This window comes from Allopontixanthobacter sediminis, assembly GCF_009828115.1.
Taxonomy (GTDB): domain Bacteria; phylum Pseudomonadota; class Alphaproteobacteria; order Sphingomonadales; family Sphingomonadaceae; genus Allopontixanthobacter; species Allopontixanthobacter sediminis.
The window spans coordinates 615087-637381 of the sequence record NZ_WTYL01000001.1; the positions used below are offsets into that span (position 1 = coordinate 615087).

Annotated in this window: 20 protein-coding genes; 12 read left to right on the forward strand and 8 right to left on the reverse strand. The window is 64.5% G+C overall.

The annotated features are described in order from the left end of the window. From GRI65_RS03185 to dnaE, 3 genes are all read left to right on the forward strand, one after another. A complete protein-coding gene (locus GRI65_RS03185) occupies nucleotides 1–480 on the forward strand; it encodes a glutathione peroxidase (protein ID WP_160755061.1) in 480 nt (159 codons plus the stop codon). 30 nt (nucleotides 481–510) lie between these two features. Beyond that, nucleotides 511–852: a hypothetical protein gene (locus GRI65_RS03190; protein WP_160755062.1), complete on the forward strand. Its 342-nt coding sequence runs from the start codon at nucleotides 511–513 to the stop codon at nucleotides 850–852. 86 nt (nucleotides 853–938) lie between these two features. Continuing rightward, complete coding sequence (gene dnaE / locus GRI65_RS03195; protein ID WP_160755063.1) at nucleotides 939–4412, forward strand: DNA polymerase III subunit alpha; 3474 nt, start codon at nucleotides 939–941, stop codon at nucleotides 4410–4412. On the opposite strand, the gene GRI65_RS03200 is transcribed toward dnaE, so the two are convergent. Next, entirely contained in the window at nucleotides 4401–4754 is a 354-nt protein-coding gene (locus GRI65_RS03200; protein WP_160755064.1) for a hypothetical protein, read from the reverse strand. The genes dnaE and GRI65_RS03200 overlap by 12 nt on opposite strands. Before the next feature lie 77 nt (nucleotides 4755–4831). Here GRI65_RS03200 and GRI65_RS03205 point away from each other — a divergent pair, with 77 nt between their 5' ends. Beyond that, on the forward strand, nucleotides 4832–6442 hold the full coding sequence (locus tag GRI65_RS03205; RefSeq protein ID WP_160755065.1) for a long-chain fatty acid--CoA ligase: 1611 nt from the start codon (nucleotides 4832–4834) through the stop codon (nucleotides 6440–6442). Then, nucleotides 6439–6867, forward strand: a complete 429-nt coding sequence (locus tag GRI65_RS03210; protein WP_160755066.1) for a DUF1330 domain-containing protein — start codon at nucleotides 6439–6441, stop codon at nucleotides 6865–6867. Before GRI65_RS03205 ends, GRI65_RS03210 begins: the two co-directional genes overlap by 4 nt. Before the next feature lie 105 nt (nucleotides 6868–6972). Here the strand turns inward: GRI65_RS03210 and GRI65_RS03215 are convergent, their stop codons facing one another. The 5 genes from GRI65_RS03215 to GRI65_RS03235 all read right to left on the reverse strand — a co-directional run bounded on the left by GRI65_RS03215 (nucleotide 6973) and on the right by GRI65_RS03235 (nucleotide 12628). Continuing rightward, nucleotides 6973–7620, reverse strand: a complete 648-nt coding sequence (locus tag GRI65_RS03215) for a hypothetical protein (RefSeq protein ID WP_160755067.1) — start codon at nucleotides 7618–7620, stop codon at nucleotides 6973–6975. A gap of 753 nt (nucleotides 7621–8373) precedes the next feature. After that, nucleotides 8374–9459, reverse strand: coding sequence for a PA0069 family radical SAM protein (locus GRI65_RS03220; protein WP_160755068.1), 1086 nt, complete (start codon nucleotides 9457–9459; stop codon nucleotides 8374–8376). A gap of 41 nt (nucleotides 9460–9500) precedes the next feature. Beyond that, nucleotides 9501–10040, reverse strand: coding sequence for a molybdenum cofactor biosynthesis protein B (moaB, locus tag GRI65_RS03225; protein ID WP_160755069.1), 540 nt, complete (start codon nucleotides 10038–10040; stop codon nucleotides 9501–9503). Beyond that, the gene (locus GRI65_RS03230) at nucleotides 10040–11827 is read right to left on the reverse strand and encodes a lytic transglycosylase domain-containing protein (RefSeq protein ID WP_160755070.1); all 1788 of its coding nucleotides are present in this window, start codon (nucleotides 11825–11827) and stop codon (nucleotides 10040–10042) included. The genes moaB and GRI65_RS03230 overlap by 1 nt, the downstream gene beginning before the upstream one ends. A 15-nt stretch (nucleotides 11828–11842) precedes the next feature. Next, nucleotides 11843–12628 (reverse strand): uracil-DNA glycosylase family protein, encoded by a 786-nt coding sequence (locus GRI65_RS03235; RefSeq protein WP_160755071.1) that lies wholly within the window; start codon nucleotides 12626–12628, stop codon nucleotides 11843–11845. Between the two features lie 88 nt (nucleotides 12629–12716). Between GRI65_RS03235 and GRI65_RS03240 the strand changes: the two genes are divergently transcribed. The 7 genes from GRI65_RS03240 (at nucleotide 12717) to GRI65_RS03270 (ending at nucleotide 20837) form a co-directional block, all read left to right on the forward strand. Further along, nucleotides 12717–14363 (forward strand): electron transfer flavoprotein-ubiquinone oxidoreductase, encoded by a 1647-nt coding sequence (locus tag GRI65_RS03240; protein WP_160755072.1) that lies wholly within the window; start codon nucleotides 12717–12719, stop codon nucleotides 14361–14363. 111 nt (nucleotides 14364–14474) lie between these two features. Continuing rightward, entirely contained in the window at nucleotides 14475–15293 is an 819-nt protein-coding gene (locus GRI65_RS03245) for a 4-(cytidine 5'-diphospho)-2-C-methyl-D-erythritol kinase (RefSeq protein WP_160755585.1), read from the forward strand. After that, entirely contained in the window at nucleotides 15290–16024 is a 735-nt protein-coding gene (locus GRI65_RS03250) for an N-formylglutamate amidohydrolase (protein WP_160755586.1), read from the forward strand. Before GRI65_RS03245 ends, GRI65_RS03250 begins: the two co-directional genes overlap by 4 nt. Before the next feature lie 132 nt (nucleotides 16025–16156). Further along, nucleotides 16157–17878 (forward strand): dihydroxy-acid dehydratase, encoded by a 1722-nt coding sequence (ilvD, locus tag GRI65_RS03255; protein ID WP_160755073.1) that lies wholly within the window; start codon nucleotides 16157–16159, stop codon nucleotides 17876–17878. Continuing rightward, a complete protein-coding gene (locus tag GRI65_RS03260) occupies nucleotides 17865–18242 on the forward strand; it encodes a hypothetical protein (RefSeq protein WP_160755074.1) in 378 nt (125 codons plus the stop codon). The genes ilvD and GRI65_RS03260 overlap by 14 nt, the downstream gene beginning before the upstream one ends. Next, nucleotides 18223–19638 carry an NAD(P)H-hydrate dehydratase gene (locus GRI65_RS03265; RefSeq protein ID WP_160755075.1) on the forward strand — a complete coding sequence of 472 codons (1416 nt, stop codon included), beginning with the start codon at nucleotides 18223–18225 and terminating at the stop codon, nucleotides 19636–19638. Before GRI65_RS03260 ends, GRI65_RS03265 begins: the two co-directional genes overlap by 20 nt. After that, a complete protein-coding gene (locus GRI65_RS03270; RefSeq protein WP_160755076.1) occupies nucleotides 19635–20837 on the forward strand; it encodes a class I SAM-dependent RNA methyltransferase in 1203 nt (400 codons plus the stop codon). The genes GRI65_RS03265 and GRI65_RS03270 overlap by 4 nt, the downstream gene beginning before the upstream one ends. Here GRI65_RS03270 and GRI65_RS03275 read toward each other — a convergent pair. Next, complete coding sequence (locus GRI65_RS03275; RefSeq protein WP_160755077.1) at nucleotides 20834–21613, reverse strand: hydrolase 1, exosortase A system-associated; 780 nt, start codon at nucleotides 21611–21613, stop codon at nucleotides 20834–20836. The two genes, GRI65_RS03270 and GRI65_RS03275, sit on opposite strands and share 4 nt — an antisense overlap. Further along, complete coding sequence (locus tag GRI65_RS03280) at nucleotides 21610–22239, reverse strand: alpha/beta hydrolase family protein (protein WP_160755078.1); 630 nt, start codon at nucleotides 22237–22239, stop codon at nucleotides 21610–21612. Before GRI65_RS03280 ends, GRI65_RS03275 begins: the two co-directional genes overlap by 4 nt. Nucleotides 22240–22295 lie beyond the last annotated feature (56 nt).

Genomic DNA, 22295 nt, shown 5'->3' on the forward strand with positions numbered 1-22295 from the left:
ATGACCACAATCGCAGATTTCACGGCTGAAATGCCCGGCGGCAAGCAGATCGACTTGTCGGAAAAGCTCGGCACGGTGCTGCTGGTGGTCAACACCGCGAGCAAGTGCGGCTACACCCCGCAGTATGACGGCCTGGAAAAAGTGTACCGCAAGTATGCCGACCAAGGCTTCGAAGTGCTGGGTTTCCCGTGCAACCAGTTCGGGGCGCAGGAACCAGGCGGCGCGGAAGAAATCGAACAGTTCTGCAAGGTCAATTTCGGCGTCACTTTTCCGCTGATGCAGAAAGTCGATGTCAACGGCCCCGCCGCCAGCCCGCTGTTCGACTGGATGAAAGCGGAAGCGCCCGGGTTGCTCGGCAGCAAGGCGATCAAGTGGAACTTCACGAAGTTCCTGATCGACCGCGAGGGCAATGTGGTGAAACGCTATGCCCCGGCGGACCGGCCCGAAGCGATTGCGAAAGATATCGAAAAACTGCTGTAACCTTCCCGCGTCCCGTGCGAACAGGCCCGTATGCTTGAAACTTTCAACCAGTGGTTCCTGTCGCTCGGCGCCGAATACGGGGTTAATCCCTACATCTTCGGCGCGATTTATGTCGGGGCGATACCGTTTTTCATCCTCTCGATCGGATGGCTGGTGCGCAACGCAAGGGTCGGAAAATCGACCTTATTGCCGACGATGTGTGCGGGTTTTTGCTTCGTGTCGGCCTACCTCTATCTCGCGGTGGCCGGCCGCAATATTCCCGTCTGGGTGTGGATTTTCCTCGCCGTGCTGATCGTCTACGGCGCGTGGTCGAGTATCCGCGACACGAGGCGGAAAATCGCCGCCGCCAAGAGCGAGGACGCCGAGGCCTGACGCATGAGATATCCGGGGTGACGCGGCAGGGGAAATAGCCCGTTCGCTGCTTGGAATTGGACGCCGGTTCCACCATAGTAACAACCATGTCCTTCGCCCCGTTTGTACCCCTGCGAGTCATGTCGTCTTATTCGCTGCTCGAAGGGGCGGTGGACCCCAAGGCGATTGCCAAGCTGGCGAAGGAGCGCGGGTTTCCCGCAATCGCGATATGCGACCGCAACGGCCTGTACGGGGTGGTCGCGTTCGCCTCGGCGTGTCTTGCGGAAGGCATCCAGCCGATCATCGGCACCTTGCTCGGCATCGCGCGGGATCCAGACGGCAAACAGGTCGATTACCTGCCGCTGTTTGCGCAGGACGAGACGGGTTATGACAACCTCTGCCACCTTGTCAGCCACGCGCATCTGGGCCGACCGCTGGAATTCGAACCGCATGTCAGCCTCACTGATCTGAACGGGCATACGGATGGGCTGATCGCGCTGACCGGCGCGGGCGAAGGCGCCGTTTCAAGGCTGCTTGCGGAAGGCCAGCAAGGCCATGCCGAAGCGATGCTGGAACGCCTGGAAGCGCTATTCCCCGGGCGCCTCTATGTCGAGCTCGCCCGGCTGAAGGACCCGGTCCAGGACGCCGCAGAAGCCGCACTGATCGACCTCGCCTATGCGCGCGACCTGCCCTTGGCCGCGACCAACCCGGCCAATTTCGCCGATCCGCATATCCACCCGGCGCATGACGCGATGCTGTGCATTGCCCATTCGACGCATATCGAGGCGGAGGACCGGCCCCGCTCCAATCCGCAGGCATTCGTCAAATCTTCGCCGATGATGGAGGAGCTGTTTGGCGACCTCCCCGAAGCGACACAGAATACCCTGACGATCGCCCGGCGCTGCGCCTTCGCACCGCCCAATCGCGATCCGATCCTGCCCAGTCTCGCGGGCGATCTGGAGGGCGAAGTCAAGCTGCTGGCCGACGATGCGCGCGCCGGACTGGATGCGCGGCTGGCGCTGTACGGCGAGATGTCGGCGGAAGAACGCAAGGTCTATGACGACCGACTGCAATTCGAAATCGACGTCATTACCGGGATGGGTTTCCCCGGTTACTTCCTGATCGTGGCCGATTTCATCAAATGGGCCAAGGAACAGGATATTCCGGTGGGGCCGGGCCGCGGTTCCGGCGCGGGTTCGGTGGTCGCATGGGCGCTGACCATCACCGATCTCGATCCGATCCGGCTGGGCCTGCTGTTCGAACGGTTTCTCAATCCCGAACGTGTCTCGATGCCGGATTTCGACATCGATTTCTGCGAAACGCGGCGCGGCGAAGTCATCCGCTATGTGCAGCAGAAATACGGCGCCGATCACGTCGCGCAGATCATCACCTTCGGAAAGCTCAAGGCCCGCGCGGTGCTGCGCGACTGCGGGCGCATCCTTCAGATGAGTTATGGTCAGGTCGACCGGCTGTGCAAGATGGTGCCGAACCATCCGACCGATCCATGGACCCTGCCGCGCACGCTCAATGGTGCCGCCGAATTCCGCCGCGAATACGATAACGAGCCGGACGTGAAGCGACTGGTCGACCTCGCGATGCAGCTCGAAGGCTTCCCCCGCAACAGTTCCACCCACGCCGCCGGCGTGGTCATCGGCGACCGCCCGCTGGCACAGCTGGTGCCGCTGTACCGCGATCCCCGGTCCGATATGCCGGTGACCCAGTTCGACATGAAGCATGTCGAAACCAGCGGGTTGGTGAAGTTCGACTTCCTCGGCCTGAAGACACTTTCGGTGCTGCAGAAGGCGGTCAAGCTGCTGGAGAAGCGCGGGATCACCGTCAATCTCGATACGCTGGCGTGGGACGATGCGGCGGTTTACAAACTGCTCCAGTCGGGCAGCACCGTCGGGGTGTTCCAGCTGGAATCCGAAGGGATGCGGCGGACACTGGCGGCGGTCAAACCAACCAATTTCGGCGACATTATCGCGCTGGTTTCGCTCTACCGCCCGGGGCCGATGGACAACATCCCGCTGTTCGGCAAACGCAAGAACGGCGAAGTCGAGATCGCCTATCCGCACCCGAAGCTGGAAGGCATTCTGGCGGAAACCTACGGCATTTTCGTGTACCAGGAACAGGTCATGCAGGCCGCGCAGGTGCTTGCCGGATACTCGCTTGGCGATGCCGATTTGCTGCGCCGCGCGATGGGCAAGAAGGTCCAGGCGGAAATGGATGCGCAGCGCCAGCGCTTCGTCGACGGCTGCAAGGAAGTGTCGGCCATCGACGCGCGACAAGCGAACGAATTGTTCGACTTGATCGACAAGTTCGCAGGCTACGGCTTCAACAAATCCCACGCCGCCGCCTATGCGCTGCTGGCGTACCAGACCGCGTGGCTGAAGACGCATTATCCGCATGAATTCTATGCCGCGTCGATGTGTTTCGACATGCATCAGTCGGAAAAGCTGGCGATCTTCGTCGATGACATGCGCCGCGCGGGCTACGCGCTGGAGGGGCCGTGCATCAACCGGTCCGAACCGGAATTCAGCGTCGAGCGGACGGACGATGGCTACGCGGTGCGCTATGCGCTCGCCGGGATCCGCAACGTCGGCGAAAAGGCGATGGCCGCGATAGTGGCCGAGCGCGAGGCGCATGGCTGGTTCGACGGCCTGCAGGACCTGTTTGAGCGGGTGCCGCCCGGGTCGATGAACCGCCGCGGGCTGGAAGGCCTCGCCTGCGCAGGCGCGCTCGACAGGCTGGAGCCGAGCCGGGCGAAAGTGTTCGAAAACGCCGAAATGCTGCTGGCGGTCGCCGACGCGGCGGAGCGGGAACGAAGCAGCGGGCAGGGCGGCCTGTTCGGCGGCGAGGACCACGCGGTCGAACCGATCCGGCTGGCCGATACCCCCGAATGGTCCCGCGCCGAACGGATGGCGAAGGAACGCGAGAATTTCGGGTTCTATTTCTCCGCCCACCCGGTCGAGCAATACCGCGCGGTCGCCTCGGCCAACGGCGCGCGCAATTATTCGAGCCTGATGGAAAGCGGCGCTCCCCCCGGCGGCCGTGCACCCGCGGTCATGGCGGCCATGGTGGAAGGCGTGAAGCGCGGCAAGACCCGGCGCGGCAAGGATTTCGTGCGGGCGAGCTTCTCCGATCCCTCCGGCCAGTTCGACGCCGCCTGTTTCGAGGATTCGCTGGTCGAGAACTTCGTTAAATGGGCCGCCGAAGGCACCTGCATCCTGCTCAACGTGGAACTGGATTCGCCGAGCCCGGACGAACCGCCCCGCATCACCATCCGCGGCGGCCGGCCTCTGGACGAGGTAAAGGGCGGATCACGCATGGTCCTGACGCTCGATATCCACCGCGCCGAGGTGCTCGACAATCTGAAGCTGGAACTGGTGCCCGGCGCGGAGGGGCGCGGCGAGGTGCTGGCGCGGCTACACACCGGCACCGGCGCAGAACCGGTGGTGAGGTTGGGTCGCGATTTCCAGCTCGACGGGGAACTTGCCGAACGGCTGGAACAGATCGACGGTATCTCCAACGTCGCGCTTACCTCGCGGCGCGGACCGACGCATTTGCGGCTAGTTGCCTGACTTTCGCCGCGCGGCAGAACGTCCGGCCCGCGCACCGAAAATCGTCGTCGTCCGGCTGAGCACCAGCAGCAGTGTCGGCACCAGCATGGTGTTCCACAAATCCTTCCGGGTCGCGTCCCATTGCAAAGGCCCGCCCCGTTCCAGCGCACCCAGCAGGTCCCATGCTTCGCCCATCAGCGCGGCGAGAAGCACGAGGCACCACGGCTGCCATTGCCGTGTTTTCCACCGGAAGATCAGGCACGACCCAAGGTACACCGCCAGCGCAACATAGATATGCAGCGCATCCTTGGCGAGGCCGGTGTGGTCGACGAGGAACAGTTTGAACGCTTCGAATTCGGTCATTGCGCCCCTCTGACCATGATTGCCTTGGCGCGCAAGCGCGGGCATGAGTGGCAAAACAGGATTTACGGGAGACGGACATGCAAGCCCTTGGTGCCATGCAGGATTGGGACCTCACGGTCAGCCACCTGATCGATCACGCCGCGCGCGAACACACCAGGCGCGAAATCGTGACCCATTGGGCGGATGGCAGCGAAACCCGCACCGATTGGGCGGGCATTCGCCGCGATGCGCTGAAGATGACGCAGGCGTTGCGGGCCGCCGGGATCGGCAAGGGCGACCGTATCGCAACGCTGGCGATGAACCATTCGCGCCACCTGGTGACGTGGTACGGCGCGGTCGGCGTCGGAGGGATCCTGCACACGATCAACCCGCGCCTGTTCGACGATCAGCTGGAATACATCGCCAACCATGCCGAGGACCGGGTGCTGCTGTACGACGCGGCGTTCCAGGGCGTGGTCGACAAGATGAAGTCCAAATGGACCACCATCGAACATTATATCTGCTTCGACAGCGGCGAACATTCGCCCGCGTTCGAGGACTGGATTGGCCCGTATGACGGCGACACGAATTGGGCCGAAGTGGACGAACGCGATCCCTGCATGCTGTGTTACACCAGCGGCACTACCGGGCATCCCAAGGGCGTGCTGTACGAACACCGTTCGACCATGCTCCACGCAATCAGCGGGTTGCAGCCCGCGCTGTTCGATTTCCAGGCGAGCAGCGTGATGCTGCCGGTCGTGCCGATGTTCCATGCCGCCAGCTGGGGCCTGCCATGGGCCGGGGCGGCGGCGGGGATCAAATTCGTCTATTCCGCGGTCAACGACCCGAAAGTGCTGTGCGACCTGATGGCGCGCGAGGGCGTGACCCATTCCGCCGGGGTGCCGACCGTTTGGCTCGCGATGTTCCAGCACATGGATGCAACGGGCGAGACCTTGCCCACGCTGAAGCAGGCCATCATCGGCGGATCGGCCGCACCGCGTTTCATGATCGAACGGCTGATGAAAGCCGGGGTCCGCGTCGCTCACGCCTGGGGCATGACCGAAACCTCGCCGATCGGCACGACCGGCGCGGAACCGGCCAATTGGGACGAGCTTTCCTTCGACGAGCAGGTCTCGGTCAAGGCGAAGCAGGGTGTGCCCCCGTTCGGCGTGGAACTGCGCTGTGTCGATCTCGACGACATGACCACCGTATTGCCGCGCGACGGGGAGACCTCGGGCGCGCTGCAGATCCGCGGTCCGTGGGTAATCAAGCGCTATTTCAAGGCGGAGGAAGACGCGGTGACGCCTGATGGCTGGTTCGACACCGGCGATGTCGGCATCCTCTATCCGGACGGCACATTACAGCTGACCGACCGGACCAAGGACGTGATCAAGTCCGGCGGCGAATGGATCAGCTCGGTCGAACTCGAAAACGAGGCCGTGGCGCATCCCGCCGTGGCGGAAGCCGCCGCGATCGGCATGCCGCACCCGAAATGGGACGAGCGCCCGGTGCTGTTCGTGGTCAAGAAAGGCGGCGCGGAATTATCGGCTGACGAAGTGCTGGAATTCCTGTCCGGCCGGATCGCCAAGTGGTGGATGCCCGACGCGGTCGAATTCGTCGACGAAATCCCCCACACCGCGACCGGCAAGATTTCGAAGAAAGACCTGCGCGCGCAGTTCGCCGATTACGTGCTGGCCGATACGGAATGAACTACCTCAACCCCACGCGCGAGGCGTTCGATTTCTTCAAGTCGCTGCCGCGCGATACTCCGATCAACATGCTCAATTTGCTGCGCTACCGCGACCGGGCAGAATATCCCGAGGGCCATCCCAGCGCCGCCAAAGGCTGGACCGGGCGTGAGGCCTACGCGGAATACGGGCGGACCAGCGGCCCGATCTTCAGCCGCGTCGGCGGCACGATAATCTGGCGCGGGGCGTGGGAAGCGATGGTCACCGGCCCGGACGACAAATTGTGGGAGGACGCCTTCGTAGCCGCCTATCCGAACGCCGGCGCCTTCCTGGAAATGATCACCGATCCGGAATACCAGAAGGCGGTGGAAAACCGCAGCGCCGCCGTCCTCGACAGCCGCCTGATCCGCTTCGCACCTGGCGAAAATGGCGGCGGGTTCAACTAGTTCCTCCGCGGCCCGGGGACATGCTGGCACGGGTAAACGGTCATCCGTTCGGTTACACCAACACCGCCGTTTGGTGACCTGACGTCCACTCCAAACCCGATCAGGTCACTCGATCCGATAGTCCAGAACGGTGAAGCGCGCGGGTGCTGTCGCAAATACTCCGTGACCCCGCCCCGAAGCACCGCCGAAGGTAAAGCCAATTTGCGACGTTTCGCGAAGGGCTGCATCGAAAGCTTGGGGAAGGCTGCTCGCGTCGCCGCCCATCATTGCAATCCAGGGTTCGGTCAAAGATATCGAAACGGTGTGTGTGCCTGGCGAAAGAGGCAGATCCCGACCGGCTGGCGAATACCACCGGTGATGCGGAGTTCGTGCAGTCCACCGGTCTCCCGCTCGCTGGATATACAGCGACAGGGTTGCAGGTCCGGCGGGGTTCTCTTGCTCGAGAAAGCGCGTTCCAGGCTTCGCATCGATGCGATACGTCAACGTGATCCGTTTCGCCCCCTCGAGCGATCGCACCGGGACGGTCACATAATGGACATGCCCGTTGGCGGCAGCGGGGTAGGGGAAGTCGAAGGCTGGTCCATCACGCGTTTCCTGCATAGTTCGCGGCATGTTCACGGAGTAGTTTCGTCCCCGGATGATCGGACCGATCGACCACTCCGATGCAGCAGGACCCGCGGCGTTCACCGCCGTATTCGGAAGGGTGAAAGCGGCTGCAAGAATGGCAGAACCAATAGTTAGCTGTTTGAACATGGCCACAGCTTAGCCAGTGCAAATTGCGGCCTGCTGAACACGGTGGTTTGTCAGCGGACATGCGCGTTGCGGCCTTTGCAGGAGATTTCATGAACGATTATCGACATTGGCATAGAAGCTGCCAGTCTGGATACGACCCAATTGCGGCCGCTCTACAAAGCTGTCAGAACATCCTGATGAGGCCTCTCGTCTTCTTACTGGCAGCATTACTCTTGTCGGCATGCTCTGCCGAACTTACGGTCGAGGAGCGTGCGGCATTGGCTGCCGATGCTGAAGTTAGAGTGGTTTTGCCCGAAGGTTCCGGAGGTCTTTCGTGTTACCTGCGCGAGTATTCCATCGTGAGGGAGCAGAACACCCAAGATGGAAAAGCTTACTTGGTCGGAGAATACCATCTAGCAACGCCTTACATGGGAATGGAAAATAGACACTTAAAGCCAGGCATAGCTTGGGAGAAGCGGGATGACCTAGTCATGGGGTTTATGGACCAAGGGTGTCAAACGCTTTGGTTTAATCACCCGTTGGATGATGTTGGCAGCCCTATTCGTGCGAAGTGCGCCCCCACTCTCGACGGGACGTTTCCAACGAAAGTTAGTCCACCAGTTGACTGCTGATACGAATATCGAAGACCTAGCAGGTTCGTCAGTTTCCCACGACATTTCCGACATTCCCAACCTATTGAGCCAGCGCCGAATGCGGACAGTCCGTCAGCCGCGATCCGCAAGCTCGAAACCGCCCGCCAAGCACTGTGCGGTTTCACAGCAGCCGCATCTGCCCGCCCACTTCCGGCTTGCGGAACTGCGAGCAGTCCAGTTCGAACCGCGCCTTGGCGATCCCTGCGCGTTTACAGGCGAGGTTGAAGCGGGCGCGGAAGAGGTCGGCCCAGACGCCGGTGGGGCGCATTCGGGTGAAGAAGCCGGGATCGTTGTCCTTGCCGCTGCGGATCTGGCGGACGATGCTCATCACCTTGCCCGCGCGGTCGGGGTAGTGGACGGACAGCCACTCCCGAAATAGCGGCGCGACTTCGTGTGGCAGGCGCAGGGGTATCCAGCTGGCGGACCCGATACCGAGCGCGCCCGCCTGCGCGATCAGGCCTTCCATGAATTCATCGGTGATCGCCGGAATGACCGGGGCGATGGAGATATGCGCAGGGATTTCAGCGCGGACCAGCTCGCCGAGCGCGGCCAGCCGTTTCGCGGGCGAAGACGCGCGCGGTTCCAGCAGGCCGGACAGATGCGGGTCGAGACTGGTGACCGAAATCGCCACCGCCACCAGCCTGCGCCGTGCCAGCTCTGCCAGCAGGTCGATATCGCGCAGCACACGGCTGGACTTGGTGGTGATGGTCACCGGATGGCGCGCTTCCAGGCACACCTCCAGCACCTCGCGGGTGATGCGGTAGCGTGCCTCGATCGGCTGGTAGGGATCGGTGTTGGTCCCCATCGCGATTGGCCGAGGGCGGTACTTCGGCTTGGCCAGCGTTTCGCGCAGCAGCTGCGCCGCATCCGGCTTGGCGAACAGCCTGGTCTCGAAATCCAGCCCCGGCGAAAGGTCGTGATAGGCGTGGGTCGGGCGGGCGAAGCAGTACACGCAGCCATGCTCGCATCCGCGATAGGCGTTGATGGACCGGTCGAAGGGAATGTCTGGTGACTGGTTGAAGCTGAGGATTGTTTTCGGGTGTTCTTCCGTCACCGTGGTGCGCAGCTTTACCGGAGGCCCGTCGAGCGCTTCCGCCGCATCCTGCCAGTCCCCGTCAGTCTCCCGCGCGTTCAGGCCGAAGCGCTGCGGCACCTGCGCCGATTGCGCACCGCGTCCTGAAACGGGTGGGGCGACTCGTTCGTCCATGATAAGAACATAAACGGAACATTGTGATCAGGCTAGGGGAATCAGACCTCGCGCAGGCGGGGCATCAGTTCCACGAAATTGCAGGGGCGGTTCCGGCTGTCGAGCTGTTCCGCCAATATGCCGTCCCAGCCATCCTTCACCGCGCCGTTCGACCCGGGCAGGGCGAAGATATAGGTTCCGCCGGTCACGATGGCGCAGGCGCGGGACTGGATCGTGCTGGTGCCGATGGTCTTGAAGCTGAGCCAGCGGAACAGCTCGCCGAAACCGGGAATGTCGCGCCCGCCGCTTTCGTCCCGCAGGCGCGACAACGCTTCCGGCGTGACGTCGCGGCCGGTCAGCCCGGTGCCGCCGGTGGAGATGACTGCGTCGATGGAGGGATCGGCGACCCATTGCGTCAACTGTTCGGCAATTGCGTCAGCACTGTCGCGCAGGATCACGCGGGCGGCGAGACGGTGGCCCGCGCCCTCGATCCGCGCCGCGAGGATGTCGCCGGATGTGTCGTCTTGCGAGGTCCGCGTGTCAGACACGGTCAGGACCGCGATGTTGATCGGGGTGAAGCTGCGCTCCGGGTCGATCGCCATCAATCGGCTGCGGCCACGCGCACTCCGCTGCCGCCGCCAAGGCCGGGGAAGGTCGGCCACATGCCCTGCGCCAACGCGGCCCGGCTTTCCGAAGCGCCGCCCGCCTGGCGTTCGTACATCCAGTAATTGCGCATCACGATGGCGACATAGCCGCGGGTTTCCCAATAGGGGATCGATTCCATGTACAGCAGCGGATCGCCTTGGTCGTTGATTTCCGTGTTCCAGCGCGTGATCGGTGTCAGGCCGGCGTTATACGCGGCCATGATCTTGGGCAGCAGCCCGCCGGTGGCGCGGCTGTCCCGCAGGCTTTCCAGCGCGCTTTGCCCGAAGGCCAGATTGACCGACGGATCAGCCAGATTGGCATAGCTGGCGTTCATGTTGAGCGAGGGCGCATGTTCCCGCGCCGCAATCGGCATGATCTGCATCAGGCCCTTTGCGCCCGCCGGACTGACCACAGCGGTACGGAAGTTCGATTCCTGCAAAGCGTGGGCATAGGCCAGCGCCGGGTCGACTTTCCAGCCCGTGACCGGCTGCCATTTCGGCGCAGGGAAGCGCAGCGCGGGTTCGGCGCGGGCACCGCTGGGGGCGTTATGGGCCATCCACAATTGGGTGGAGGGCAGGCCGAGTTCGCGCGCGAGGCGGGACAGCTGCGGATATTGCTCCGGATCGCCGATGGTCGCCTGGTGCCGCAGGACATTGTCCGCCAGCTCGCCGCGGCCGATCTCTGCCAGAGCCACGGCTGTGCGGACGTTCTCGACATCGCGGACCTTCTGCCAGTCTGCCATGTCGAAATCGGGGGTCTCGTGCGATGACGGCAGCTCCTGGCCCAGCAGTTCGGCGGCCAGCATGCCGTATAAAGTCTCGTCGAGCCGCGCCGCGCCGCGAAGATATTCCTGCGCCTTTTCGGGGGCGCGGCACCGCACGAAGGACCGTGCGGCCCAGTAATAGGCGGCGGCGGTCAATTCGACATTGGTGGAACCTTGCGCGGAACGCTGGAAGTGCTCGCCAGACCTGCTGCAATCGCCCATCCGCCATGCGGCAAGACCCGCCACCCAGTCACCCTCGGCAACCCACGGCCCGCTGCCCTCGCTGACCGTCTGCGCGATTGCGTAGGCGGCCGGATCGTTGTTCTCGATGTAATAGCTGAACGCGACCCGCTGGCGCCATTCGGCCCGGGCTTCGCTGCTCAGGCTGGCGTCGATGCCGTCCAGCAACTGGCGCGCACCGTCGGGATCGTCATACTTGATCCGGTCGAGGATGGCCGATTTGACGCTTTCAGGCATGGAGCCGTCCGACGTCTCGCGCGGACGGATGCGCTTGGAACTGTAAGGCTGGCGGACGAAAGGCTGCGCGCGCGGCAGGTCGGGCACATAGTCCAGCCCGCGCGTCTGGCCAAGCCGGATCAGCTGTTCGGCATAGGGCAGGTTGCGGCCCTGCTGGAGCCATGCGGCGATGGCCGGGGCTTCCACGCGCGGGCTCCCGGCATGGAGGTAGTATTCCGCCTTGGCGACAGCGTGCAGCGGCCCGTCCGGACGTTCCGCCAGCATCGCGTTGACCCGCGCCCAGTCTGACGCGTCGATCGCGCCGAACAGCGCCGAGTAATAATCGCGGTCCGCGCGGCTGAGCAATTCCGGTGCGTTGCTGGTCGTCATCCGCGCGCTGTAGTAATTGGCGGAGCTGCTGCTCGCGAGCGCAGCCGATCCCGAACCGCCCAGCGCCGCGATGACGATCGCTGCGAAACCGAGGGATTTTGCTGAAGCTGTGATGCCCAGAGTGCGTTTCACCATTGCCATCCGTTCATATCAGGCTGTCCAATCCAGCCAGCGTTGCCAAAACCGTTTGCGGCGCGGGGGGGAGCGAAGCAATTCCGCCAGCCCCTCGGCGCCGAGTGTCGGCACGCTGCGACCCTCATGGTTGAAATTAGGTAAAAATGCAGGACCTTGCGCCAAATCGTGTCCTAAAAACGGCCAGATGTTGCGGCCGAGGGCACATATCTTGTCTGGTGCGGCCAGAGCGATGTGGTGGTGAAGCAATTCCCCGATCCCGGCCGCGTGCAGTTGCTGCCAGTCCGGCATCGGCAAGTGGCGCGGCAGCACGGCGGCGAAATACACCTCGTCCGCGGAAATCCCCATGGCCGCCAGCATATTGCCGAGGAACGATCCGAGCGGGCCGGACAGCAGATCCTGGCTGTCCTGCTCTTCCGGTTCGGCGACGATGATCATCAGTTTCGCGCCAGCCGCGCCGCGCGGGGCGATGCGCGGAAACGATCCGCCCGCGTCGAGGCTGGGCTCGGTCAGCCACCAGCTCCGGAACGTATCCAGATCGGTGGGCCATGCTGCCTTCTCGCCGCCAAGACGCGGTACCTCGGCGGGTTCGGGCACCGCATTTGCAGCGGGCGAAGAATTTCTTTGTGACGCGATCGGCGGCGGGGCCGACGCGTCTGCAGGCCCGGCATCGCCAGCAGGTTCCGGCGGCGCAAGCCAGTCTGTCGCTACGTCATCGAAGTCCTGGTCGACCCCGGCGTCCGCCCACCACGCCTGCGCGGCGGCGAATTCTTCGATCAGGGTGCGGGATTTCGGAGCTGTCATGATGCGCCCCGGGTCTTGACCTGCCGCGCCCCAGCAATCAAGGCTTTCCAGCAGTTTCAGGATGCAATTGACCGAAGGACAGTCCGGGATGAGTGAACGGGAATCGATGCCATGCGACGTAGTGATTGTGGGCGGGGGCGTGGCTGGCCTGTCCGCCGCGATCCGGCTGAAGCAGATCAACGAGGAACTGGAAGTCGTCGTCCTGGAAAAAGGCTCCGAGATCGGCGCGCACATCCTGTCCGGCGCAGTTATCGATCCCAAGTCGCTCGACGAGCTGCTGCCTGACTGGCGCGACATGGATTGCCCGATGGCGGAAACGCCGGTCACGGACAACTGGCACTGGGTGCTGTCGAAGGGCAAGAAATACGCGCTGCCGCATCTGATGATGCCGCCATTCATGTCGAACAAGGGCTGTTACACCGGTTCGCTGGGCAATCTCACCCGCTGGCTGGCCGAACAGGCCGAGGGGCTGGGGGTGATGGTGTTCCCCGGCTTCCCCGCCGCCGAAGTGATGTTCGACGATGCCGGTGCCGTGGCCGGGGTGGTCACGCAGGACATGGGCGTCGCCGCCGATGGATCGCATAAATCCGACTATCAGCCGGGTATGGAGATCCACGCGAAATACACGATGTTCGCAGAAGGCGCGCGCGGCAATCTGACTAAGCAGATAAAGGCGATGTTCAACCTGGAGGCGGATTGCCAGCCGCAGGTTTACGGGCTCGGCATCAAGGAACTGTGGGACATCGATCCCGAATTGCACGTGCCCGGCCGGGTCATCCACACGCAGGGTTGGCCAATGTCCGAAACCGACAGCTGGGGCGGCGGCTTCCTGTATCACCAGGCGAATGGCCAGGTCGCGCTCGGCTTCGTCACCGCGCTCGATTACAAGAACCCGTATGTCTCGCCGTATCACGAATTCCAGCGGTGGAAGACTCATCCGGCGATCCGCGAATATCTCGAAGGCGGCAAACGGGTCGCTTACGGTGCGCGCGCGATCAACGAAGGTGGCTGGCAATCGGTGCCCAAACTGGCGTTCCCAGGCGGCGCGCTGATCGGATGCGCGGCGGGCTTCGTGAACGTGCCGCGCATCAAGGGCAGCCACACCGCGATGAAGAGCGGGATGCTGGCGGCCGAAAGCGCCGCAGCGGCCATCGCGAACGGGGCGGAGCACACCGAACTCGCCGATTACGACGCCGCCGTACGGTCCAGCTGGATCGCCAAGGAATTGCAACAGGTGAAGAACGCCCAGCCAGCGGTCGCGAAGTTCGGCGGCGAGATTGGCACCATCGTGGCCGGTCTCGACATGTGGATGCGGCAGTTGAAGATCGGCCTGCCGATCTCGATGAAGCACGAACCCGATTACGAGCTGACCACGCGCGCCGATCTGTTCCGGCCGATTGCGTATCCGAAACCCGACGGGGTGCTGACCTTCGACCGGCTGACGTCGGTGGCATTTTCCTACACCAACCATGCCGAGGACCAGCCCAACCACCTGCAGGTCAAGGACATGGAGCTGCAGAAACGCAGCGAGTTCGAAATCTTCGCCGGACCCTCGGCCCGCTATTGCCCCGCCGGGGTTTACGAGTGGGTGGTCGAGGATGGCGCGGAACCGAAATTCGTGATCAACTCGCAGAACTGCGTCCATTGCAAGACTTGCGACATCAAGGACCCGAACCAGAACATCAACTGGACCACGCCCGAAGGCGGCGGGGGCCCGAACTACCCGAATATGTGATGGGGTTCCCGTGAGGCACCACCCCCAAACCCCCTCCTCTGAAGTGCAGGGGGCTGCAAACTTCTCCCCCTCCTCTTCAGAGGAGGGGGCCGGGGGGTGGTGGCCTTAACCATGCGCGAAACCGCCTATGCCAAGATCAACCTAGCACTGCATGTCCGAAGGCGCCGCGACGATGGCTATCACGAACTCGAAACCCTGTTCGCCTTCGTTGACGACGGTGACATCCTGTCGGCCCGAACCGCCGCACACGACGAGTTAAGGGTCAGCGGCGAGTTTGCCCCGCAACTGACGGATAGTTTTGGCAATATCGCTGCAAAGGCGCTCAGCAAACTTCCCCGCACTGGCGGCATCTTGATCAATCTGGAGAAGCGCCTGCCCGTCGCGGCAGGCCTCGGCGGCGGGTCTGCCGACGCCGGGGCGGTCTTCCGCATCGTGCGCGAACTGCACGGGTTGCCCGACGACTGGATGAAGCGCGCCGCCGCGCTCGGTGCGGATGTTCCGGCCTGCGTCGAGAGCGTTACCTGTGTCGGGCGCGGGACGGGTACGGACCTGGAGCCGGTCGAGAACGACCTTGCCGGCACTCCGGTGCTGCTGGTCAATCCGCGTGTGCCGCTGTCCACCGGGCCGGTGTTCGACGCATGGGCCAGTTCTGGGGACGGGCAAGATCGCGGCGCTCTGCCAGACGGCTCAGCCTCGGAAATCGCCCGCGAGGGGCGCAACGATCTTGAAGCGCCGGCGATTAGCTTGTGCCCGCCCATTGGGGACGTGCTCGCGGCGCTGCGCGAGACCGGAGCGTCGCTCGTGCGCATGTCCGGCAGCGGGGCGACCTGCTTCGCACTTTATGACGACAGGAAAGCCCTGACGGAAGCCGCCGAAGCGCTGGCCGTTAACCAACCTGACTGGTGGCAGATGCAGGGGCGGCTGCGATGATTGGCGAACAGCCCTTCCGCCGGGTGGGTGAAGCGCGGAAGCACGGCATCGTCTGCGTCGCGGATCATGCATCGAATTTCGTTCCCGCGGACATCGCGCTGGGCATCCCGGAAGCCTTGCTGGGCAACCACATTGCGGTCGATATCGGCACGGCGGGTATCGCCGACCGCCTCGCTCGCCGTCACGGCATCCCGGCGCATATCGCGGCGGTCAGCCGTATCGTCTGCGACCTTCACCGCACCGAAGATTCGCCCGGCCTCGTCCCGGTCACCAGCGACGGGCACACCATCCCGGGCAATATCGGCGCCAATATCGAGGGGCGGATCGAACGCTTCCACCGGCCGTACCATACTGCGCTGGGCGCGTGGCTGGATGCGGCCGAACCGGAGTTGATCCTTGCGCTCCACAGCTTCACCCCGAGCCTGGCCAGCCGCGAGGAGGACCGCCCGTGGCAGGTCGCGCTGCTGTACAACCAGGATGACCGCGCCGCCCGCCACGCGATACGCCTGTTCGAGGCGGAAGGCCTCACCGTGGGCGACAACCAGCCCTACTCCGGCCGCGACCTCAACGCCACGATGGACCGCCATGCCGAGGCGAAGGGGCGGCCCTACATGACGATCGAGATCCGGCAGGACGAGATCACCACAGAGGCGCAGCAGGCACGCTGGGCGGCTCTGGTGGCCGATGTGGCGGAGCGCACCGCGCTGGCGCTGAGGGGTGGGAAGGTCTGAAGCCCAGCTAGGCGCGGCTAAACCTCAGTTGCGCTTGTAAATCGGCGGCGTTGCGGCGAAAGCTGCGGTCCCGGCTTTCGGGGCCCCGGCTTTGGGGCCCCGGCTTTGGGGAAATGACGGAGTATCTGAAGCGTGACTGCCAAATTCGACAAGTCGAAACTGCCCAGCCGACACGTATCGGTCGGGCCGGAGCGCGCGCCGCACCGGTCGTATTACTACGCGATGGGGATGACCGAGGAAGAGATCAACCGGCCCTTCGTTGCCGTCGCTTCCGCCGGGAACGACAGCGCGCCGTGCAACACAGCGCTGGATGCGCAGGCCAACATCTGCCGCACCGGGGTGATCGAGGCGGGCGGAACGCCGCGCCGGTTCAACACCATCACCGTGACCGATGGCATCGCCATGGGGCACCAGGGGATGAAAAGCTCGCTGGTCAGCCGCGAAGTGATCGCGGATTCGGTCGAACTGTCGGTGCGCGGCCATTGCTACGACGCGCTGGTAGGCTTCGCGGGATGCGACAAGAGCCTGCCGGGCATGATGATGTCGATGCTGCGCCTGAATGTGCCGAGCATCTTCGTCTATGGCGGATCGATCCTGCCGGGCCGGTTCCACGAAAAGGACGTGACCGTGGTCGATGTGTTCGAAGCGGTCGGCCAGTACGAAGCCGGCAATTGCCCGCTGGCGCAGCTGACAGCGCTCGAAAAGGTCGCCTGCCCGGGCCACGGCGCGTGCGGCGGCCAGTTCACCGCCAACACCATGGCCTGTGTAGGGGAAGCCATAGGATTATCCTTGCCAAACAGCAATATGGCGCCCGCTCCGTATAAATCGCGCGAGGAAGTGGCGGTCGCCGCGGGCCGTCAGGTCATGTACCTGCTGGAACACAATATCCGCCCACGAGACATCTGCACCCGCGCCGCGTTCGAGAACGCCGCCCGGGTCGTCGCGGCCACCGGCGGATCGACCAACGCAGCGCTCCATCTGCCCGCAATGGCCAGCGAATGCGGCATCGAATTTGACCTGTTCGATGTGGCTGAAATGTTCAAGTCCACGCCTTATATCGCCGATCTCAAGCCCGGCGGGCAGTATGTCGCCAAGGACATGCACGATGCAGGCGGCGTATATATGCTGATGAAAACCATGCTCGAAGGCGGATTTCTCGATCCCAGCCCGATGACCGTGACCGGCAAGACGTTGGGCGAGAATATCGAGGAAATCACCTGGAACCCCGACCAGAAGGTCATCTACAGCGTCGCCGCGCCGATCACTCCGACCGGCGGCGTGGTCGGCCTGCGCGGCAGCCTTGCCCCCGATGGGGCAATCGTGAAGGTCGCCGGGATGGCGCGCCTCCAGTTCACCGGACCCGCGCAGGTGTTCGAATGCGAGGAAGACGCGTTCGCCGCGGTCAAGGCGCACCGGATCAAGGAAGGCGGCGTCGTCGTGATCCGCTACGAAGGGCCCAAGGGCGGCCCGGGGATGCGCGAAATGTTGTCCACCACCGCCGCGCTTTACGGGCAGGGCATGGGCGAGAAGGTTGCCCTAATTACCGATGGTCGGTTCTCCGGCGCGACGCGAGGGTTCTGCATCGGCCATGTCGGCCCCGAAGCGAGCGATTGCGGCCCGATTGCGCTGGTCGAAGATGGCGACATCATCGCGATCGATGCCGAGGCCGGAACGATCGACCTGCTGGTGGAAGACGAAGTGCTCGACGCCCGCCGCCTAGCGTGGCAGCCCCGCCAGAACGATTACCAGTCGGGCGCGTTGTGGCGTTACGCCCAGAACGTCGGCCCCGCCAGCAAGGGCGCTCTGACCCACCCGGGCGGCGCGGCGGAAACGCATGTCTATGCGGATATCTAGCGCCCTGATCCTCGTCTTGACCTCCTCGGCCTGTTCCGCAGGCGCGGAGCAGCCGCAGGCCGACGCTGGGGCGCAGCGCATAGAATGCGCGCTGGGTGAGGGGGCGGAATTCGCCGACGATTGCCTAGTGGAACGCTCGGCCAGCGGGGATACGCGTGTAGTCACGGTACGGCACCCCGACGGCGGGTTCCGCCGGTTCGAGCAAGTCGATGACGGTCGCGGCCTGACGATTGCCGACGGGGCAGACGATGCGGTGACAAGCCTTGCAGGAGACGTCCTCGAGATCACCGTGGGAAAGGACCGCTACCGTTTCCCGGCCACCGCAACTGGCGGCGGTCTGGAAAATGCTGGCTCGGGTGACTGACCTGTTGCCCGATCCGGTCCTGACCGTCAGCGAGATGCGCGCCGCGGAACAAGCGTTGATTGATGCCGGCACCGACGTCCATGAGCTGATGCAGCGAGCGGGACGCGGCGCTGCGGAATGGGTCTGGCGGATAGCCGCGGGCCGGGCGGTCACGGTGCTGTGCGGACCGGGCAACAACGGCGGTGACGGCTATGTTATCGCCGAGACATTGCGCGCACGCGGATTGCCGGTGCTGGTGGTCGCTCCGATCGAACCCGCAACCGAAGCGGCGCACCGCGCGCGCGGCGGCTACGTGGGTGACGTCACGGCGTCCTCCGAGGGTGTTTCGGGGCAGGTGTTGGTCGATTGCCTGTTCGGGTCCGGTCTCAGCCGCGAGATTTCCGCCGATTTGGCGAACCCCTTGAAGGCGCTTGCCTCCACCCACGCATACCGGATCGCCGTCGACCTGCCGAGCGGCATCGAAAGTGACCGGGGCACGTTGTTCGGCCCGGCTATTGAATATCACCTGACCCTTGCGCTGGGCGCGTGGAAGCGGGCGCATTTCCTGATGCCTGCCGCCAGCAGGATGGGAGCCTTGCGGCTGGTGGACATTGGCGTCGACCGGTCTGCGGGACATGCGCACCGGATCATGCGGCCCCGCCTCTCCGCGCCTGCCGCCGATGCACACAAGTACCGGCGCGGATTGCTCGCGATTGTCGGCGGCGCGATGCCCGGTGCCGCGCTGCTCTCGGCGGAGGGCGCGATGCATTCGGGTGCAGGCTATGTGAAGCTGTTGTCGGAACATTCGCATCCCGGTGCCCCTGCGGACCTGGTGCTGGACAGCCGTGATCTGGCCAAGGCGCTGTCCGACGCGCGGATCAACGCACTGCTGGTCGGTCCGGGGCTTGGCCGTGATGATGACGCGACAGACCGTCTGAAGGAGGCGCTCCGGCGCGACCTGCCGACGGTCCTGGATGCCGATGGGCTCGCGATACTCCAGCCCGGGTGGCTTGGCGCGCGCACCAAGCCGCTGGTCCTGACCCCGCATGAAGGCGAATTGGCGGCGCTCGAAAAGGCATTCGGGCTGGATGGAGCAGGCGGCAAGGTCGATCGCGCGGCCGCTCTGGCAAAAGCGACCGGTGCGGTCGTCGTCGCCAAGGGCGCTGACACGCTGGTCGCATCTCCCGAGGGCCGGATCGCCTTTGCGGACCGATCATCCAGTTGGCTTTCCACCGCCGGCACCGGCGACGTCCTGGCGGGTATCATGGCGAGCCGCCTTGCGAATGGCGCGCCGCCTTTCTCCGCCGCGTGCGAGGCAGTCTGGCTCCATGCCGAAGCCGCGCGGCAGGCCGGGGCCGCTTTTACCGCGATGGAACTGGCGCTCTGCGTCAAGGGCGCTTACGCAGCCACCCTGTGAACGAATCGAAGGTAATTTTGCGTGTCGCCGCGAAGGGCGACGGTGTTTCCGCGGACGGCAGCCACTTTGCGGGCACCGCACCGGGGGACATCATTACGCCCGATGGCAGCGTCCAGCGCGGCCCGCATTTCACCGAGCCTCCGTGCCGGCATTTCCCCGAATGCGGCGGGTGCCAGTTGCAGCACCTCGACGAGGAAACCTTGCTCAGTTTCGTGACCGCGCGGGTCACCAACGCCGCCCTCAAGGAGGGGCTGGAAATTGGCGAACTGCTGCCGACGCATCTGTCGCCGCCGCGCAGCCGCCGCCGGGCCAGCCTGCACATCGTCAACGCGGGCGGGCGCCCGCTGGTGGGCTTCCGCAAGGCCGGTTCGCACCAGGTGATCGACATGCACCAATGCGAGATCTTGCGCCCCGAACTGTTCGCGCTGGTCGCCCCGCTGCGGCAGATGATGGCGCGCCGGCAGGGCAAGTATTCGGTCGATGCCGAATTGACGCTGACCGATCAGGGCGTCGATTGCTCGCTGAAGAATCTGACCGTCGAGGGGCTTCAGCAAACCGAGGCGATGCTCGACTTCGCGCGCGACAACGCCTTGGCTCGCCTGACGATGGACCAGGGCTACGGGCCCGAAACCGTGTGGGAGCCGGAGCCCGTCACCATGATGATGGGCCGTGTAGCGGTCCCCTTTCCGGTCGGCAGTTTCCTGCAAGCCACTGCGGACGGCGAGGCGGTGCTGGTCGATGACGCGCGCGAGTGGCTGTCCGGTAGCGCCTTCATCGCCGATTTGTTTTCAGGCGTCGGCACCTTCGCTTTTGCGCTTTGCGACCCGGCCAAGGTGCTGGCGGCGGAAGCGGCGCGGGACATGCACTTCGCCTGCAAGTCGGCGGCTGCGCTGGCCAAGCGGCCGGTCCACCCGGTGCACCGCGACCTGTTCCGTAACCCGTTGCAGGTGGATGAACTGAACCGGTTCGACGCGGTGCTGCTCGATCCGCCGCGCGCCGGAGCGAAAGACCAGGCGGATCTGCTGGCGCAAAGTACGGTGGCAAAGGTCGTTTATATCAGCTGCAACCCGTCCAGCTGGGCGCGCGATGCGGCAAGGATGGTCGCGGGCGGATACCGGCTGGAAAAACTGCGCGCGGTCGGCCAGTTTCGCTGGTCGACCCATGTGGAACTCGCCAGCCTGTTCGTTAAGGCGGCCTAGGCCTTCAGCCCAGCCAATAGCTGCTGGTACAGCCACTCCCGCGCGTGGGGTTCGGCGTAGGAATGGCCGGCATTTTCGCACTTCTCGATACGGCTGTCGCTGGCATCCCAGGCGGCCTCGAACACTTGGGCTGTCCGGTCTTTGGCGGCGAGGAGAATTTTTACCGGCCCCTCGAAAGCGGACAGGCCTGCAGCCATGCCCTGCGCCAGTGACGTCGGAGCAGGTGCCGGTCTCACCGCGCGCAGCAATCCACGCGACAGTTTGCGCAAGTTCACCCCGCCCGACAGAAGACGCGCCAATTCCTTGGGATCGCGCAGCTTTTCGGCATAGCGGGACCGGATCGCGGCGGGCGGCGGCGTGCTGTCCGCGCTGTCGTTCTCGATCACCCACGGGTTGGAGAGGACCAGCGCGTCGCAGCCGGTTCCGGCGCCGAGCATCAGCGCGCTGGCGGCATCGCAATTGCCGAACCCGACGACACGGTCGACCTTGGGGGCCATCGCCCGGAACGCGGCGAGCGCGGCGGCGATATCGTTCTGGCTGGCGCGGAAGCCGCGGTCTTCTCCGTCGCTGTCTCCCACGCCGCGCCGGTCGAACCGGAAGACCGGAAATCCGGCCTCCGCAAGCCGCGCGGCCAGCTGGGCCTGCCCGGAGAAGGCGCCCGAGCGGATTTCGCTGCCGCCGGTGACGATCAGCAGGCCGCTGGAGCTTGGCGCTGTATCAAGTGTCCCGGCCAAGGCTTTGCTACCGCACGGAAAAGTCATGTGCAGGCGGGTCATGGCTCGAGCATTCCCATGGCGACGAGGGCCGCCAGCATGTCCGCTTGTTCGGGATCGTAGCCGGGTTCGGCGCGCAGCCACAAGCCTGCTCCGCCAATGTCGTTCTGCTCGATGACGGCCTGCTGGCTGTCTGCGTTGGCGACGGCCTGTTCGAGTTCGGAAAACATGCCCGCCCCGATGCTCCATCCGGCCAGCTCAAGCCCTTGTGCGCGGGCGATAACCGACAAACCTTCAATCGTTTCTGCGGTCCCGGCTTCGCGGGCGGCGATCGTGCGGGCCCTCAGCAAGCCGCGCAGCGCCTTCGCGCCGGTGGTCGGGGCATAACGCCAACCGGGTAAGGTGGGCGGGGCCAGCAGGCAGCCAGCGCGGATCGCCAGCACATGGGTCGCGCCGAAATGCGCCGCGGCCACCTGCGCAGCAGTGCGCCAGCCCTCCAGTGTCTGCATTTCAAGCGGCTGCCGGCTTTCATTGCAACCGGGGAGATCGGGCAGGAAGCTGTCCACCCCCGACAAGTCGAGCCGGCGCATCGCCTCGGCGATCTGTCGGCGCGTCTGGTTTGCCTCGCCGAACAGCGCGGGCAGCACCAGCAGGCGCGGTTCACGCCCCTGGTCGAAGACGAGCGCCATTTCCTCCGCAGTTCCCTCGCCGGGAAGCGGACAGTGCCACGAGGTGTACCCCCGAT